15 protein-coding genes are annotated in these 16,140 nt (G+C 71.3%); 8 read left to right on the top strand and 7 right to left on the bottom strand.

The features are described from left to right. The first annotated feature begins 65 nt into the window (after positions 1–65). Positions 66–893, top strand: coding sequence for a maleylpyruvate isomerase family mycothiol-dependent enzyme (locus tag AB0D99_RS12915; RefSeq protein ID WP_362359654.1), 828 nt, complete (start codon positions 66–68; stop codon positions 891–893). 190 nt (positions 894–1,083) lie between these two features. Here AB0D99_RS12915 and AB0D99_RS12910 read toward each other — a convergent pair whose 3' ends face one another. From AB0D99_RS12910 to AB0D99_RS12900, 3 genes are all read right to left on the bottom strand, one after another. Continuing rightward, entirely contained in the window at positions 1,084–2,397 is a 1,314-nt protein-coding gene (locus AB0D99_RS12910) for an MFS transporter (protein WP_362359652.1), read from the bottom strand. After that, positions 2,394–3,035, bottom strand: coding sequence for a GntR family transcriptional regulator (locus AB0D99_RS12905; protein WP_362359649.1), 642 nt, complete (start codon positions 3,033–3,035; stop codon positions 2,394–2,396). Before AB0D99_RS12905 ends, AB0D99_RS12910 begins: the two co-directional genes overlap by 4 nt. A 68-nt stretch (positions 3,036–3,103) precedes the next feature. Then, entirely contained in the window at positions 3,104–3,496 is a 393-nt protein-coding gene (locus AB0D99_RS12900; RefSeq protein WP_362359647.1) for a helix-turn-helix domain-containing protein, read from the bottom strand. A gap of 99 nt (positions 3,497–3,595) precedes the next feature. Here AB0D99_RS12900 and AB0D99_RS12895 point away from each other — a divergent pair, with 99 nt between their 5' ends. Next, entirely contained in the window at positions 3,596–4,441 is an 846-nt protein-coding gene (locus AB0D99_RS12895) for an NAD(P)H-binding protein (protein ID WP_362359645.1), read from the top strand. Between the two features lie 79 nt (positions 4,442–4,520). Here AB0D99_RS12895 and AB0D99_RS12890 read toward each other — a convergent pair whose 3' ends face one another. The 3 genes from AB0D99_RS12890 to pdhA are packed head-to-tail and all read right to left on the bottom strand — an operon-like array spanning position 4,521 to position 8,063. Continuing rightward, entirely contained in the window at positions 4,521–5,888 is a 1,368-nt protein-coding gene (locus tag AB0D99_RS12890) for a dihydrolipoamide acetyltransferase family protein (RefSeq protein ID WP_362359787.1), read from the bottom strand. Positions 5,889–5,919: 31 nt separating this feature from the next. Continuing rightward, positions 5,920–6,900 carry an alpha-ketoacid dehydrogenase subunit beta gene (locus AB0D99_RS12885; protein ID WP_362359642.1) on the bottom strand — a complete coding sequence of 327 codons (981 nt, stop codon included), beginning with the start codon at positions 6,898–6,900 and terminating at the stop codon, positions 5,920–5,922. A gap of 2 nt (positions 6,901–6,902) precedes the next feature. Beyond that, complete coding sequence (pdhA, locus tag AB0D99_RS12880; protein WP_362359640.1) at positions 6,903–8,063, bottom strand: pyruvate dehydrogenase (acetyl-transferring) E1 component subunit alpha; 1,161 nt, start codon at positions 8,061–8,063, stop codon at positions 6,903–6,905. Positions 8,064–8,398: 335 nt separating this feature from the next. On the opposite strand from pdhA, the gene AB0D99_RS12875 reads away from it, so the two are divergent. The 3 genes from AB0D99_RS12875 to AB0D99_RS12865 all read left to right on the top strand — a co-directional run bounded on the left by AB0D99_RS12875 (position 8,399) and on the right by AB0D99_RS12865 (position 10,639). Continuing rightward, a complete protein-coding gene (locus tag AB0D99_RS12875; RefSeq protein WP_362359638.1) occupies positions 8,399–9,058 on the top strand; it encodes a response regulator transcription factor in 660 nt (219 codons plus the stop codon). A 132-nt stretch (positions 9,059–9,190) separates the two neighbouring features. Next, positions 9,191–9,607, top strand: coding sequence for a pyridoxamine 5'-phosphate oxidase family protein (locus AB0D99_RS12870; protein WP_362359636.1), 417 nt, complete (start codon positions 9,191–9,193; stop codon positions 9,605–9,607). Between the two features lie 15 nt (positions 9,608–9,622). Next, the gene (locus AB0D99_RS12865) at positions 9,623–10,639 is read left to right on the top strand and encodes a phosphotransferase (RefSeq protein ID WP_362359634.1); all 1,017 of its coding nucleotides are present in this window, start codon (positions 9,623–9,625) and stop codon (positions 10,637–10,639) included. A 15-nt stretch (positions 10,640–10,654) separates the two neighbouring features. Here the strand turns inward: AB0D99_RS12865 and AB0D99_RS12860 are convergent, their stop codons facing one another. Continuing rightward, entirely contained in the window at positions 10,655–12,322 is a 1,668-nt protein-coding gene (locus AB0D99_RS12860; RefSeq protein WP_362359632.1) for a protein kinase, read from the bottom strand. A 270-nt stretch (positions 12,323–12,592) separates the two neighbouring features. On the opposite strand from AB0D99_RS12860, the gene AB0D99_RS12855 reads away from it, so the two are divergent. The 3 genes from AB0D99_RS12855 (at position 12,593) to AB0D99_RS12845 (ending at position 16,015) form a co-directional block, all read left to right on the top strand. Then, a complete protein-coding gene (locus AB0D99_RS12855) occupies positions 12,593–14,209 on the top strand; it encodes a protein kinase (protein ID WP_362359630.1) in 1,617 nt (538 codons plus the stop codon). Positions 14,210–14,839: 630 nt separating this feature from the next. Continuing rightward, complete coding sequence (locus AB0D99_RS12850; RefSeq protein ID WP_362359628.1) at positions 14,840–15,253, top strand: hypothetical protein; 414 nt, start codon at positions 14,840–14,842, stop codon at positions 15,251–15,253. Positions 15,254–15,349: 96 nt separating this feature from the next. Next, positions 15,350–16,015 carry a PadR family transcriptional regulator gene (locus AB0D99_RS12845; protein ID WP_362359626.1) on the top strand — a complete coding sequence of 222 codons (666 nt, stop codon included), beginning with the start codon at positions 15,350–15,352 and terminating at the stop codon, positions 16,013–16,015. Positions 16,016–16,140: the final 125 nt, after the last annotated feature.

The raw sequence follows: 16,140 nt of genomic DNA, 5'->3' as shown, positions 1-16,140 counted from the left end.
AGCGTCCGAGCCTCCCACGCAGTCTTGTTTTCAGCCCGCGCACCGCAGAACCGCCGAGGGGTCCCGTGACCGTCCATCCCAGCCTTCAGACCTACGCCGATGCCTGGACCCACTCCATCGAAGCGATATCCGAGTTGGTTCAGCCGCTCGTGGAAGGCGAATGGAACCGCGCCACACCGTGCCCGGGCTGGTCGGTGCGCGACATCGTGTCCCATGTGATCGGCATGGAGTGCGAGATGCTCGGGGACCCGCGCCCCATCCACTCGCTGCCCCGCGATCTCTACCACGTGCGCAGTGAGTTCGCCCGCTACATGGAGATGCAGGTCGATGTGCGGCGGCACCACACCGGCCCCGAGATGACCTCGGAGCTGGAGTACATCCTCATCCGCCGCGCCCGCCAGCTGCGCAACGAGAACCGGCAGCCCGACCATCTGATCCGCGCGCCGCTCGGCGCCGAGCAGACGCTGGAGCTGGGCTACCGGATGCGCGCGTTCGACGTCTGGGTGCACGAGCAGGACCTGCGCACCACGCTCGGCCGGCCGGGCAACCTGGACTCCCCCGCGGCGCACGTCACCCGTGACGTGCTCCTGGAGGCGCTGCCGAAGGTCGTCGCCAAGGACGCGGGCGCGCCGACGAGTTCTGCGGTCGTCTTCGACGTGCACGGTCCGGTCGAGTTCCTGCGGACGGTACGGGTGGACGCCGACGGCCACGGGACGGTCGACGGGTCGCCGTCGCTGGGTCCGCTCGCGACGCTCGCACTGGACTGGGAGACGTACGTCCGCCTGGCATGCGGCCGGGTCCGGCCGGCCGATGTGGCCGACCGGATGAAGATCGAGGGCGACCTCGACCTGGCGGGGGCGATCCTGGACAACTTCGTGGTGACGCCGAGGTAGTTCCCGAGCATCGCGAGACGGGCCGCGGCGGACGACCCGTACGGCTCGGGGCGACCGCGGCTCGGGACGGCCGCGCCGGGGAGCGGGTGCGGCTCGGAGCGGGCGCGGCTCGGGACGACCGCGGCTCGGAGCGACTGACGCTCGGGGCGACTGCCGCTCGGAGCGGGTGCGCCGTCCGGGGCGCCGACCGCTATGCCGGGACGTGTACCGCCTCGACGCGGCTGGCGACGAGGCGTTCCTTCTCCCTGCGGGCGGATCGGGCCTTCAGCCGCAGGATCTGGACGACGCCCAGCGCCTCCAGCACGAAGACGGAGGAGAACGCGATCCGGTAGTTGTCGCCGGTCGCGTCCAGCAGGACGCCGACCGCGAGCAGAGTCGTCATCGAGGCGATGAAACCGCCCATGTTGACGATTCCCGAGGCCGTCCCCTGACGCTCCGGCGGGTTCGCCGGGCGGGCGAAGTCGAAGCCGATCATCGACGCGGGACCGCAGGCGCCGAGCACCGTGCAGAGGGTGATCAGCAGCCACATCGGCGCCGCGTCGCCCGGGTACGCGAGGGTGGCGGCCCACAGCAGCGCGGTGGACGCGACCGTGCCGAGGGCGAGCGGGGCCCTCGCCGCGTGATGCCGGGCGATGATCTGCCCGTACGCCAGCCCCACCACCATGTTGGAGAGCACGACGAGCGTCAGCAGCTCGCCGGCGACGCCCCGGGACAGCCCCTGGTCCTCGACCAGGAACGGCAGACCCCACAGCAGCAGGAACACCATGGCGGGGAACTGGGTGGTGAAGTGCACCCACATGCCGAGCCGGGTGCCGGGCTCCCGCCACGACTCGGCGATCTGGCGGCGGACGAACGCGGCGCCGGTGTGCCCGGCGGGCGGCGGCTCATGGCCCTCGGGATGGTCCTTGAGGAAGAGCAGCAGCAGGACGAGGACGACGACGCCCGCGATCGAGCTGCCGACGAACGTCGTCGTCCAGCCCATTCCGTGCAGGGTGCGGGAGATGACGATGGTGGAGACGAGGTTGCCCGCCATGCCGAACAGCGCGGCGACCTGGCCGATGAGCGGGCCGCGCCGGGCGGGGAACCAGCGGCTGCCGAGCCTCAGCACGCTGATGAACGTCATGGCGTCGCCGCAGCCGAGCAGGGCGCGGGAGGCCAGTGCCATGCCGTACGAGGGGGAGAGCGCGAAGCCCAGCTGTCCGATGGTGAAGAGGACGACGCCGAGCGTCAGGACCTTCTTGGTGCCGAGCCGGTCGACCATGAGGCCGACGGGTATCTGCATCCCGGCGTAGACGAGCAGCTGGAGGATGGAGAAGGTGGAGAGCGCGGAGGCGTTGACGTCGAAACGGTCGGCGGCGTCGAGCCCGGCGACGCCGAGCGACGTGCGGAAGATGACGGCGACGAAGTAGACGGCGACGCCGACACCCCACACCAGGACGGCCCGCCTGCCGCCGGGAGGGTCACCGGGCAGGGTGACGGCCGGCCGGAAGCCCCTTCCGCTCACCGGTCCTCACCCCGGACCAGGACCTTGACCCAGCTCAGGTGCTGCCGGACGCAGTGGGCCGCGCCCTCGACGTCACCCTCGCGGATCCGCTCCAGGATCTCGGCGTGCTCGGTGATGTTCTTGGTGATGCGGTCGGGCTGGGACTGCATCACGGCCACGCCCATCCGCAGCTGGCGGTCGCGCAGCTGGTCGTAGAGGCGGGAGAGGATCTGGTTGCCGGCGTGCTTGACGATCTCGGCGTGGAAGCAGCGGTCGGTGACGGCGACCTCGGCGAGGTCACCGGCCTCGGCGCGCCGCTTCTGCTCCTCCAGGAGCTCTTCGAGCCGTTCGATCAGCGCGGCCGGCGCGGGCACGGCGCGGCGGACGGCGAACTCCTCGACGAGCAGCCTGGTCTCGACGACGTCGGCGATCTCCTGGGCGGAGACGGCGAGGACCAGGGCGCCCTTCTTGGGGTAGAGCTTGAGCAGTCCTTCCATCTCCAGCTTGAGCAGCGCTTCACGCACCGGGGTGCGTGAGACCCCTACGGCCTGGGCGAGTTCGCCCTCCGTGAGGAGCGTGCCTCCCTCGTACCGACGCTCGAGAACGGCCTGCTTGACGTGCATGTAGACACGGTCGGCTGCTGGGGGTGCGGATGCCATGCGCACAGCTTAGATACAACAGGGGTACAACAGGCAGCCCCGTCCGCGATACGGACGGGGCGGGGCCCCTAGTGGGCGGGGTCGGCGTCGTAGACCTGGCGGGCCCGGTCGACCTCGTCGAGGTTGTCGGCGGCCCATTCGGCCAGGTGGGCGAAGAGCGGGGCGAGGCTGCGGCCGAGTTCACTGATCTCGTACTCGACCCGCGGAGGCACCTCCGGGTGGTACGTACGGACGACCAGGCCGTCGCGCTCCAGCTGGCGCAGCCGCTGGGTCAGCACCTTCGGCGTGATCCCGCCGATCGCGCGCTCCAGCTGCACGAACCGTTGCCGGCCACGGGCGTTGAGGGTCCACAGGATCGGCGTGGTCCATCGGCTGAAGACGATGTCCACCACGGGCGCGACCGGGCAGGCGAGCTCCGGGTCGGTGTCCGCCGGCGCGCTCGGCATCGTCTCGGCAGCCATGCGTACCCCCAGGCATAGTCACTTTCCTCTAGGTACCCACTATACCGAGGCTGTTAGCGTCCCCGATGTCAACCAAGAGGAACGACAGGGGAGTTCACGATGATGGTGGTGACGGGGGCGACGGGTAACGTCGGCCGATCGCTCGTACGACTGCTCGCTTCGGCCAGCGAGGACGTGACGGCGACCTCCCGGGGGATCTCGGAGGCGGACGTACCGCCGGGCGTCCGGCACGTGCGGTCGGATCTGATCGAGGCGGAGAGCCTGCGGCCCGTCTTCGACGGCGCCGACGCGCTGTTCCTGCAGAGCGGTGGCCCCAGCGCGCATCGGCTGGACCCGTATGCCGTCCTCGACGCGGCGAAGGCCGGCTCCATCGGCCGGGTGGTCCTGCTGTCCTCCCAGGGCGTCGCCACCCGGCCGGGCTCCGCCTCGCACGGGGACACGGGACGCGCCATCGAGGACGCCGTTCGGGAATCGGGCCTGGAGTGGACGATCCTGCGCCCCGGCGGCTTCGCCTCCAACGCCTTCGCCTGGGTCGAGTCGGTCCGCGCCCGTAGGGAGGTCGCCGCGCCCTTCGCCGACACCGGCCTGCCGGTCATCGACCCGGACGACATCGCCGAGGTCGGCGCCGTGGCGCTGCGGAAGGACGGTCACGGAGGGGAGATCTACGAGCTGACGGGTCCCGCCCTCAGTACGCCCCGGGAGCGGGCCGAGGCGATCTCCGCCGCGCTGGGCGAGCCGGTCCGGTTCGTGGAGCAGACCCGGGAGGAGGCCCGGGCCCAGATGCTGCGCTTCATGCCCGAGCCCGTGGTCGAGACGACGCTGGCCATCCTCGGCGAGCCCAACCCTGCCGAGCAGCGCGTCAGCCCGCGGGTCGAGCAGGTCCTGGGGCGCGCGCCCCGCACCTTCGCCGACTGGGCGCGGCGCTACGTCGCCGCGTTCCGGTAGGCCGCCCGAGGAGGCGAAACGCCCGACCGGGGAGCCCGGTCGGGCGTTTCACGTGAAACAACGCGGTGCGCTCAGTCCGTTACGCCCAGGTGATGAGTCGCTTCGGCTGCTCCAGGATCGCGGCGACATCCGCCAGGAACTTGGAGCCGAGCTCGCCGTCGACCAGACGGTGGTCGAACGACAGGGCCAGCGTGGTGACCTGACGCGGCTTCACCTTGCCCTTGTGGACCCAGGGCTGGAGCTTGATCGCGCCGACCGCGAGGATCGCGGACTCGCCCGGGTTGAGGATGGGCGTACCGGTGTCGACGCCGAAGACGCCGACGTTGGTGATGGTGAACGTGCCGCCCTGCATCGCCGCCGGGGTGGTCTTGCCCTCGCGGGCGGTGGCGACCAGCTCGCTCAGGGACGTCGACAGCTCCGGGAGGGTCTGGGCGTGCGCGTCCTTGATGTTCGGCACGATCAGACCGCGCGGGGTGGCCGCGGCGATGCCCAGGTTGACGTAGTGCTTGAGCACGATCTCCTGGTTCGCCTCGTCCCAGGCCGCGTTGATGTCCGGGTTCCGCTTGGTGGCGACCAGGACGGCCTTGGCGATGAGGAGGAGCGGGTTGACCCGCAGGCCGGCCATGTCCTTGTCGGACTTGAGCTCCTCGACCAGCTTCATCGTGCGCGTGATGTCGAAGGTGATGAACTCGGTGACGTGCGGCGCGGTGAAGGCCGAGCCGACCATCGCCGCCGCCGTGGCCTTCCGCACACCCTTGATGGGGATACGGGTCTCCCGGGCATCCGCCGACACGGCCGGGGCCGGGACGGCGGCGGGTGCCGCGGCGGGCGCGGGCGCCGCGGCCACGGGGGCCGGGGCCTCGGCCGCCGGAGCGGCGGCCGCGTGGACGTCGTCCCGGGTGATGATCCCGTCCGGGCCGGTCGGGGTCACCGTCGCGAGGTCGACGCCGAGGTCCTTGGCGAGCTTGCGCACCGGCGGCTTGGCGAGCGGCCGGGTGGCGGTGGCGACACCGCCGTGCCCGTTGAGCTCGCCCTGGACCGCGGCAGCGGCCTGCTCGGGCACCGAACCGGAGCCCTTGCGCGCGCGGCGCTTGGTGGAGGTCGCGGCGACGCCGTAGCCGACGAGGACCGGCTGGCGGCCCTGCGGCTCGGCCTCCTCGGCGGCGGGCGCCGGAGCGGCCGCGGCGGGGGCCGGAGCGGCGGGCGCGGCCGGTGCCGGGGCGTCCCCGCCCACGTTCACCGAGATGATCACCTGGCCGACGTCGACCGTCGTCCCCTCGGGGTAGAGCAGCTCGTGGACCACTCCGTCGAAGGGGCTCGGCAGCTCGACGGCCGCCTTCGCCGTCTCGACCTCGCAGACGACCTGCCCGTCGGCGACCGTGTCGCCGGGCTGGACGTACCACTTGAGGATCTCGGCCTCGGTGAGGCCCTCGCCCACGTCGGGCATCTTGAATTCGCGGATCGTCACGATGCTCTCCTCAGTACGCCAGCGAGCGGTCGACGGCGTCGAGCACGCGGTCCAGGCCCGGCAGGTACTCCTCCTCCAGGCGCGCCGGCGGATACGGCGCGTGGTAGCCGCCGACCCGCAGGACGGGGGCCTCCAGGTGGTAGAAGCAGCGCTCGGTGATGCGGGCGGCGATCTCCGCGCCGGAGCCGAAGAACACCGGGGCCTCGTGGACCACGACCAGGCGGCGGGTCTTCTCGACCGAGGTCTGGATGGTGTCGAAGTCGAGCGGGGAGATCGAGCGCACGTCCACGACCTCGATCGACTTGCCCTCCTCGGCGGCGGCCGCGGCCACCTCCAGGCAGGTCTTCACCATCGGGCCGTACGCGGCGAGCGTGAGGTCGCTGCCCTCGCGGGCCACGCGTGCCTTGTGCAGCTCGCCCGGGATGGCCTCGGTGTCGACGTCGCCCTTGTCCCAGTAGCGGCGCTTGGGCTCGAAGAAGACGACCGGGTCGTCGCTCTGGATCGCCTGCTGGAGCATCCAGTAGGCGTCGGAGGAGTTCGCCGGGGTGACCACCTTGAGGCCCGCGACGTGCGCGAAGAGCGACTCGGGGGACTCGGAGTGGTGCTCGACGGCGCCGATGCCACCGCCGTAGGGGATGCGGATGACGATCGGCATCTTCACCGTGCCGAGCGAACGGGCCCGCATCTTCGCCAGCTGGGACACGATCTGGTCGTACGCCGGGAAGACGAAGCCGTCGAACTGGATCTCCACGACGGGCCGGTAGCCGCGCAGCGCGAGACCGATCGCGGTGCCGACGATGCCGGACTCGGCCAGCGGGGTGTCGATCACCCGGTCCTCGCCGAAGTCCTTCTGCAGTCCGTCGGTGATCCGGAAGACACCGCCGAGCTTACCGACGTCCAGGCCCATGACGAGGACCTTGGGGTCGGTCTCCAGGGCCTTGCGCAGCGACTCGTTGAGCGCCTTCGCAAGGGGAAGCTTCTGAACAGCCATGATTACTCGGCCTCTCCGCCCTCGAAGGACGCCTGGTAGGCGGCGAACTGCGCGCGCTCCTCGTCGACGAGCGCGTGCCCGTCCGCGTACACGTTGTCGAAGATCGCCATGTGCTCGGGGACGGGCATGGCGCGGACGACCTCGCGGACGTGCTTGCCGAGCGCCTCGCTCTCGGTCTCCAGCTCCTCGAAGAAGGCCGCGTCGGCGTGACCCTCGTTCTCCATGTACGTCTTCAGACGCTGGATCGGGTCCTTGGCCTCCCACTCCTCGCGCTCCGCGTCCCGGCGGTAGCGGGTCGGGTCGTCGGAGGTGGTGTGGGCGGCCATCCGGTAGGTGTACGCCTCGATGAGCGTCGGGCCCTCGCCGCGGCGGGCGCGCTCCAGGGCGTCACGGGTGACCGCCAGGCAGGCCAGGACGTCGTTGCCGTCGACCCGGACGCCGGGGAAGCCGAAGCCGCGGGCGCGCTGGTAGAGCGGGACGCGGGTCTGCTTCTCGATGGGCTCGGAGATGGCCCACTGGTTGTTCTGGCAGAAGAACACGACCGGGGCGTTGTAGACCGCGGAGAAGACGAACGACTCGTTGACGTCGCCCTGGCTGGAGGCGCCGTCGCCGAAGTACGCGATCACGGCGGAGTCCGCGCCGTCCCTGGTGATGCCCATGGCGTAGCCCGTGGCGTGCAGGGTCTGCGAGCCGAGGACGATCGTGTACAGGTGGAAATTATTGGTGTTGGGGTCCCAGCCACCGTTGTTCACGCCTCGGAACATGCCGAGCAGGTTGGTGGGGTCGACTCCACGACACCAGGCGACGGCGTGCTCACGGTAGGTGGGGAACACGTAGTCGTCGTCGCGCAGGGCGCGGCCTGAGCCGATCTGGGCGGCCTCCTGGCCGAGCAGCGAGGCCCACAGGCCCAGCTCGCCCTGGCGCTGCAGGGCGGTGGCCTCGGCATCGAAGCGGCGGCTGAGGACCATGTCCCGGTAGAGGCCGCGCAGCTCGTCCGCGCTCAGGTCGATGTCGTACTCGGGGTGCTGGACTCGCTCCCCTTCGGGCGTCAGCAGCTGAACGAGCTCGGGCTCGGTGGCCTGGCTCTTCTTGACGCTAGCGGTGCGCTTGGTGCCGCTGCTGCGTCGCGTCGTCTTGCGCGCGGCAGTGCTTTCCACGGTCACGTGCGTGCTCCTCCGTCGGTCCGGCCCCCGGGGTTGCCGGGTAGGCCAGTGCGGCTCGCCTTGTCCGTGCCCGCGCACGGGGTGGGTGCGACTGGCCGGGGTCGGGCGTGACAGGTGCCCCGGCGAGCGCCCTGTCATAGGCACGTTACCCAGTGCGTCGCATTCCTGCGAAACCCCATTTGACCTGCGATTTTGCTTGGATTTCCAAGTAAATCGAGAAATGCGGGAACACAGCTGGTCAGCGCACTGCCAACAGCCTCGCAGGCCGCCGGAACACCGGCACGTTATCCCGGCCACCCCGGGCGCGGGAAGAGCCAATATGTGAGACTGGCTCCGTGCGCGAAGATGGAAAAATCCGGGTATTTCTGTTGGACGACCACGAAGTCGTCCGGCGCGGCGTCCACGAGCTGCTCTCCGTGGAGGACGACATCGACGTGGTCGGCGAGGCCGGTACGGCCGCGGATGCGCTGGTCAGGATCCCTGCGACAAGGCCCGACGTGGCCGTGCTCGACGTCCGGCTGCCGGACGGCAGCGGCGTGGAGGTCTGCCGCGAGGTCCGTTCGCAGAACGAGGACATCAAGTGTCTGATGCTCACCTCGTACGCCGACGACGAGGCGCTCTTCGACGCGATCATGGCCGGGGCCTCGGGATATGTCCTCAAGGCGATCCGCGGCAATGAACTGCTGTCGGCCGTCCGGGACGTCGCGGCCGGCAAATCCCTGCTCGATCCGATCGCGACCGCCCGCGTCCTGGAACGGCTACGCGACGGAAACAATCCGAAGGGTGACGAAAGGCTCGCCAATCTGACGGACCAGGAACGCAAGATCCTGGACCTGATCGGTGAGGGGCTGACCAACCGGGTCATCGGCGAGCGGCTCCATCTGGCGGAGAAGACCATCAAGAACTACGTCTCCAGCCTGCTGTCGAAGCTCGGCATGGAACGACGCTCGCAGGCCGCCGCGTACGTGGCCAGGCTGCAGGCGGAGCGCCACTGACACCCTCCCGCCGCCCCGGGCCGCCCGGACGGACCGTCCCGGACCGGCGGTGGGATTCGGGACCTACGTCCCGGCCCGGCCGGGGCGGGGGCCCCTGGTCCCGCACGGTGGCGGTGGCAGAGAGTGGAAGCCATGTCCACCGAGGAGATCCGCGCCATCGAGCTGCTGAACCGCGTGTCGTACGGGCGCGTGGCGACGAGCATGCGCGCGATGCCGTTCGTCGCCCCCGCCCGGCACATCGTGGACGACGGCGGCGTCCTGCTCCGGATGCACCGCGGCCTCGGCTACCACCGGGCCTGCGCCGGCAGCGTCGTCGCCTACGGCGCCGACAACTTCGGCTCAGGCGATGAGAACCTCTGGTCCGTGCAGTTCACCGGCACCGCCGAGGTCGTCGAGCCGACCGAGGAGCAGCTGGCGGCCTTCGGCTCCGCCCCGAAGATCGTGGACGGCGAGCCCTTCGACCCGGTCTTCATGCGGATAGAGCCCCAGTTCGTGACCGTGCACCAACTGGACTACACCCTGGAGCGACAACTCCACCACGCAGCGTGATCTAACATATGGGGAGTGCCGCGCTCATCTGAAACGCTCGCTCCGCCCGTCGGCGCCCTGCTGCGCCGCTACCACGAGGCCGGTGAGCCGCTCTCCTGCGAACCCGTCACCCAGGGCCTCCTCAACCGCGGCTACCGGCTCGCCACCACCCGCGGCGCCTACTTCCTCAAGCAGCACCTCGACGCCCCGACGGCCGACCGGGACACCATCAGCCGCCAGCACCGCGCCACCCAGCGCCTGCACGCCCTCGGGCTGCCCGTCGCCCCGCCGCTCGCCGACTCCGCCGGCCGCACCGTCGCCGTCATCGGCGGCCGCTGCTACGCCCTGCACCCCTGGATCGACGGCCGCCACCGCGACGGCGCCCAGCTGTCCGCCGGGGGATCGAGGCGCCTGGGCGCGCTGCTCGGGCACGTCCACACCTGTCTGGAGCGGGTGATGGAGTCTCCCCCGCCCGGCGCGGAGCACGAGAGCGCACGCCCCGAGGAGACCCTCCGGCTCATCGACGAGCTGCTCCGGCTCTCCCGCTCCGGCCGCGCCCGCACCGGCTTCGACGCGCTCGCCGAACACCGTCTGCTGGAACGCCGGGTGCTCCTCGCCGAGCACGCCCACCGCCGTCCCCCGGCCGCCGCGGCGGCCGGCTGGGTGCACGGCGACTTCCACCCGCTGAACCTGCTCTACCGAGGCGCCGAGCCGGCCGCGATCGTCGACTGGGACCGCCTGGGCGTCCAGCCGCGCGCCGAGGAGGCCGTCAGGGCCGCCGCCATCTTCTTCGTACGGCCGGAGGGCGAACTGGACCTGGAGAAGGTGCGGGCGTACGCCAGGGCCTACCGGCGGGCCGCCGGCGCCGACGCGGCCGAACTGGCGTCGGCGGTGCACCGGGTGTGGTGGGAGCGGCTCAACGACTTCTGGATACTGCGCTGGCGCTACCAGCTCCACGACCGAAGGGCCGACCCGCAGTTTCCTGCGGCGTCGGCCCTGGCGGTGTGGTGGACCCGCGAGTACGAGGCGGTACGCGACGCGTTCACGGGGTGAGTCCCACCGGACGGATCAGGTGCCCGCGGTCGTACCGAGTGTCGCGCCCTGCGACGTGCCCGTGTTGGTGCTGCCCTGCGTCGTACCCGTGTTGGTGCTGCCCTGCGTCGTACCCGAGTTGGTGCTGCCGTCCGTGGTGCCCTCGGTGGTCCCCTCGGTGGTGCCTTCCGTGGTGCCCTCGGTGGTGCCCTCCGTCGTGCCCTCGGTGTCCGTTCCCCCGTCGGTGGTGTCCGTGGGCGGGGCCGACGGCTCGCCCGTCGGCGTGGACGGCGTCGACGGCTTGTACGAGGGGCGGTAGGACGGCGTCCAGGGCTGCTGGTCGCCGCCCGTGGAGGTGTCGGGCTCCTGCGTCTCCTGCGACGGCGTCTCCTCGGACGGCGTCGACGGTTCCTGGGAGGTGGACGGCGAGTCGGTGACGGCCGGCGGCTTGTTCGTCCCGCCACCCTTCTCACCGGCCTTGTCGAGCGCGTACACGACACCCGCCACGATCGCGATCATCGCGAGCGCCACGAACAGCAGCACCTTGCCCCGGCCGCCCTTGCGGCCGCCCTGCGGGCCGTAGCCGTCCTGCCCGTAGCCGCCGTGACCGCCGTGACCGCCGTGACCGTCGTATCCGCCGTCCTCCGGGTTCATCGGCGGCAGGATCGGGCCCTGCGAGGTCTCGTGGTGCATCGGGTGGCCCATCGCGGTCGTCGCCGCGACGCCGCCGACCGGCGTGTGGCCGCCCTCGTGCACCTCCACCGGCCCCGTGTTCCACGTGCCGGTGTGCCCGCCCGCCTGCTGGAGCATCTGCAGGCCGTACTGGATCAGACCGCGCATCTCCTCGGCGCTCTGGAACCGGTCGTCCGGGTCCTTCGCGAGCGAGCGCATCACCAGTCCGTCGAGCTCCGGAGGCGCCCCGTGGGTGACCTCGGACGGCGGGACCGGTGCGTCCTGGACGTGCTGGTAGACCACCGACAACGGTGTCTCGCCGGTGAAGGGGGGCCGCAGCGCAAGGAGTTCGTAGAGCAGACAGCCCGTCGCGTAGAGGTCGGACCGGTGGTCCACGGCCTTGCCGAGCGCCTGTTCGGGGGAGAGGTACTGCGGCGTTCCCATGACCATGCCGGTCTGGGTCATCGTCGACTGCGCGCCGTGCAGGGCGCGCGCGATGCCGAAGTCCATGACCTTCACGGCGCCGCTGTGCGTGATGATGACGTTCGCCGGCTTGATGTCCCGGTGCACGATGCCGTGCTGGTGCGAGTACGCGAGCGCCTCGAGCACGCCGGAGACGATGATCAGGGCCTGCTCGGGACCGGGCGCCTCGGCGCTGATCAGCAGGTCGCGAATGGTGCGGCCCTCGACCAGCTCCATCACGATGTACGGCACGGAGTGGTCGCCGACGACGTCCTCGCCGGAGTCGTACACCGCGACGATCGCGTGGTGGTTCAGGCCGGCCACCGATTGCGCCTCACGGGTGAAGCGGGCCTTGGAGACCGGGTCCTCGGCGAGGTCGGAGCGGAGCAGCTTCACGGCGACGGTACGGCCCAGACGGACGTCCTCGGCGGCGAACACCTCGGCCATGCCGCCTCGTCCGAGACGGTGCGTCAGCCGGTACCGTCCGTCGCCGACCACTCCGCCGACGCCCCAGGACTCGGCGGCGGCGCCCGACAGGCCGCCGCCGCCTGCTTCGGATTCGGGTGCCATCAGTCCTCGCCGTCGTATGTCTTACCGTGCAGTGCCGTACCGCCGTCACGCTACAGGCTCCGTCCGGCACCACGGTTCGAGATGGACCGGTCATCCAACCCTCTCGGCGTACGCCTGTGCAAATTCCACGCAGTTCCTGTAACGCTTGCGAGACGCTTCTTACGCGGAGGGTCACGGAACGGGCACCCGGCTTGACGTGTCGTTGCCCTGGGGCAGACTTGGCCAGGAAATTCCGATCAGCGCCGCCACGCGCGCGTAGGGGGAGCACGAATGAGCCAGGACGGCGCACAGGGCCGCTATGCGGGCGGTTCGGTCGCGAACGGCCGCTATCAGCTTCGCGACCTGCTCGGCGAGGGCGGGATGGCTTCCGTCTACCTGGCGTACGACAGCGCGCTCGACCGGCAGGTGGCCATCAAGACCCTGCACTCCGAACTCGGCCGGGAACAGTCGTTCCGCGAGCGGTTCCGGCGCGAGGCGCAGGCGGTCGCGAAGCTGTCGCACACCAACATCGTCTCGGTCTTCGACACCGGCGAGGACACCCTCGACGGCGCCGTCATGCCGTACATCGTCATGGAGTACGTCGAGGGCCAGCCGCTCGGCTCGGTCCTCGCCTCCGACGTACGGCAGTTCGGCGCGATGCCGGCCGACAAGGCGCTGAAGGTGACGGCCGACGTGCTGGCCGCGCTGGAGACCAGCCACGAGATGGGCCTGGTCCACCGCGACATCAAGCCCGGAAACGTGATGATGACCAAGCGCGGCGTGGTCAAGGTCATGGACTTCGGCATCGCCCGCGCGATGCAGTCCGGTGTCACGTCGATGACGCAGACCGGCATGGTCGTCGGTACGCCGCAGTACCTCTCCCCCGAGCAGGCGCTCGGCCGCGGTGTGGACGCGCGCTCCGATCTTTATTCGGTCGGCATCATGCTCTTCCAGCTGCTGACGGGCCGTCTCCCGTTCGACGCGGACTCGCCGCTCGCCATCGCGTACGCGCACGTCCAGGAGGAGCCGGTCGCGCCGTCCTCCATCAACCGCGCGGTGACGCCGGCGATGGACGCGCTCGTCGCCCGCGCACTGAAGAAGAACCCGAACGAGCGCTTCCCGAGCGCGGCGGCGATGCAGGACGAGTGCCTGCGGGTGCTGTCGGCGGGCCAGACCGGCGCTCCGGTGATCGTCGCCGGTGGTCCGGTCAGCAGCGGTTCGGGCGTGGGCTCGGCGGTCTTCCCGCCGGTCGGCCAGACCCCGCCGCCCTCGCTGCACGGCGTGCAGCAGCCGTACCAGCCTCCGACGCCGCAGCCGGGCCCGTACGGCCCGCCGACCCCGGCTCCCTCCTACGGCTACCCGCAGCAGGCCCCGACCCCCGCCCCGGCGTACCAGACGCCGGCTCCCGGGCCCTACACGATGGTGCCCCAGCAGTCCTCGGCGACCTCGAACGGTGGCTCCGGCTCGCGGCGGAACATGCCGGTCCTCGTGGGGGCGATCGTCGTCGCGCTGGTGGCCATCGGCGGTGTGATCACGGCGATCAACCTCAACAAGGACGACTCCGGGAAGGAAGGCGGCGACAACACGAACCAGGGTCAGTCGCAGGCCCCGGGGTACAAGGGACCGGACCTCTCGAAGGCGATCGAGACCAAGAAGTGCACGGAGCCGACCGAGTCGAGCGACGACCCGGACAAGTTCGAGGTCCCGAACTTCACGTACAAGAACATCCAGTCGGTGAAGGCGTGCATCCAAGCCGCCGGCTGGCAGATCAAGACGCAGACCCCGGTGGACGAGAACACCTACGGCGACGGCACCGTCCTGGAGCAGTACCCGCCGATCGGTGAGGACGTCACCAAGGACGGCGCCGAGTTCACCCTCAAGGTCTCGACGGGCAACCCGCCGCAGTAACGGCGACCCTCGCGGCAGCGGCGGCCCCTTGCGGTAGCGGCTGCCCCTCGCGGCAGCGGCTACCGCCGTAGGAACGGAGCCCTCCGTCGGCATCGGCGGCCGCCGTGGTGAGGGCTGCCCTCCGTCGACGTGGGCGGCGCTCCGTGGTGACGGCGGCCCTCTGTCGACGTGGGCGGCCCCGCCGTGCCGGGCGCCTTCCGGGCGCCCGGGCAGGACCTCCTGAGCGGCGCTCTCACCCCCTCCTCCCGTCCGGGATGCCGGATGTGTCCCGACATGTGACGCTGAGTTGGAACTCGGCGGCTCGGTACGGGAGGGGGTCCCCCGGTGACTCCACGACTCCGCGGTACGCGGACACGGGCCATCGGCCCGATGGTCATGTGCTGGCTGATGGTGGGTGCCGCACCGGTCGCGTTCGGGGCGGAGAGGGGCCCCACGGCGGACCCGAGACCCCCGGCGTCGACGACCGCCCCCTCCACGCCGACCGCGCCGGGCCCGAGGCCGAGCTCGCCGACCCCGTCGGCCACGCAGACCCGACCGCCCTCCCCCTCCCCCTCCCCCTCCTCGACCCCCGCGCCCCGGCCGAGGCCCTCCGCCACGAGCGGCGCCTCCGGCCCTCCCGGTCCGCCCGCGGTGGCCACCTCATGGCGGCCCTGGCCCTCCGAAGCCGGCGAACCCGCCCCGGCCGGCTCCCTGGCGGGGCGCCCCGCCGCGGAGGGGCGCGAGCGCCCCGGCCGCCCGGTCGAACCCCGGGAATCGACCGCCGCCCCCGAGCCGGACGGCCCCGCGCGTACCAAAACGGCAACAGCCGACGAGCCTCCCGAGGCGGAGGGCGAGGCGGACGAGGGCCTCGAAGCGGTACCGGAGACGGACTCCACGGCCGACACGCCCCCACCCGCGTCCGCGCCCGCCGTCGCCCCGCGGCTCGACTCCCGGACCACCGCCACCTCCGCTGACCGGCAGATTCCCGTCCTCACCCTCGGTGCGGGGCTCGCGATGATGGGGCTCGGCATCGGCTTCCTCGGGGTGCGGATGCGGCGCCGCTGAACGGTCCGGCCCCCGGCTCGTCCCCCTTGAGTCGGACCCGGAGGTTCCGACTCAGGTCCCTTGTCCGCGCGGGCATACCCGGTATACATACTGAGTATGTCGATCCGCCACGGGCTTCTCGCCCTCCTCGAACGCGGGCCTCGCTACGGTTCGCAGCTCCGTACGGAGTTCGAGTCCCGCACAGGCTCCACCTGGCCCCTCAACGTCGGCCAGGTCTACACGACCCTCAACCGTCTCGAACGGGACGGCATGGTCGCGCAGGGCGGCCAGGACGACGCCGGCCACGCGCTCTACGCCATCACCGACATCGGTCGCGAAGAGCTCAGGACGTGGTTCGAGAAGCCCGTGGACCGCACCAGCCCGGCCCGTGACGAGCTCGCCATCAAGCTCGCCATGGCCGTCGGGGCGCCCGGAGTCGACATCCGTGCCGTCATCCAGTCCCAGCGCCACCACACCGTGAAGGCGATGCAGGACTACACCCGGCTCAAGGCCCAGGCGCTCGCCGCCCTCGAAAGCGGCGAGTCCCGGGAACGCGACGACGTGGCCTGGCTCCTCGTCCTGGAGCAGCTGATCTTCCAGACCGAGGCCGAGGCCCGCTGGCTGGACCACTGCGAGGCCCGGCTGATCCGGCTCTCGGCGGCCGGCGTCGCCACCACCGGCTCCTCCGCCCCGCCCGCCTCCGGGACCGGCGCGGGTGAGGCACGACCGCCCGACTCCGCCGGCACCACCACCCAGGGCAGTCGCTCGGCGCCGCTGCGCTGACCCGCGGCCCGCACACCGCACACGTACCACCACCTCAACCGCTCCGTACGCGACCACGCTCCGTACGACACCGCACGCGGCCGCACATGACGACCCGTCACGCGCCCGCACCGCGGCGTACGTCC

It is taken from the genome of Streptomyces sp. NPDC047971 (assembly GCF_040653355.1).
GTDB lineage: Bacteria > Actinomycetota > Actinomycetes > Streptomycetales > Streptomycetaceae > Streptomyces.
This window is presented reverse-complemented; position numbering and strand designations above follow the sequence as displayed.

Excerpts from the sequence above, each read along its gene's own strand:
- AB0D99_RS12900 (WP_362359647.1), bottom strand. The coding sequence starts at position 3,496 with ATGGCTGCCGAGACGATGCCGAGCGCGCCGGCGGACACCGACCCGGAG.
- AB0D99_RS12905 (WP_362359649.1), bottom strand. The coding sequence starts at position 3,035 with ATGGCATCCGCACCCCCAGCAGCCGACCGTGTCTACATGCACGTCAAG.
- AB0D99_RS12855 (WP_362359630.1), top strand. The coding sequence starts at position 12,593 with ATGAGCCAGGACGGCGCACAGGGCCGCTATGCGGGCGGTTCGGTCGCG.
- AB0D99_RS12885 (WP_362359642.1), bottom strand. The coding sequence starts at position 6,900 with ATGGCTGTTCAGAAGCTTCCCCTTGCGAAGGCGCTCAACGAGTCGCTG.
- AB0D99_RS12870 (WP_362359636.1), top strand. The coding sequence starts at position 9,191 with ATGTCCACCGAGGAGATCCGCGCCATCGAGCTGCTGAACCGCGTGTCG.
- AB0D99_RS12860 (WP_362359632.1), bottom strand. The coding sequence starts at position 12,322 with ATGGCACCCGAATCCGAAGCAGGCGGCGGCGGCCTGTCGGGCGCCGCC.
- AB0D99_RS12845 (WP_362359626.1), top strand. The coding sequence starts at position 15,350 with ATGTCGATCCGCCACGGGCTTCTCGCCCTCCTCGAACGCGGGCCTCGC.
- AB0D99_RS12895 (WP_362359645.1), top strand. The coding sequence starts at position 3,596 with ATGATGGTGGTGACGGGGGCGACGGGTAACGTCGGCCGATCGCTCGTA.
- AB0D99_RS12890 (WP_362359787.1), bottom strand. The coding sequence starts at position 5,888 with ATGCCCGACGTGGGCGAGGGCCTCACCGAGGCCGAGATCCTCAAGTGG.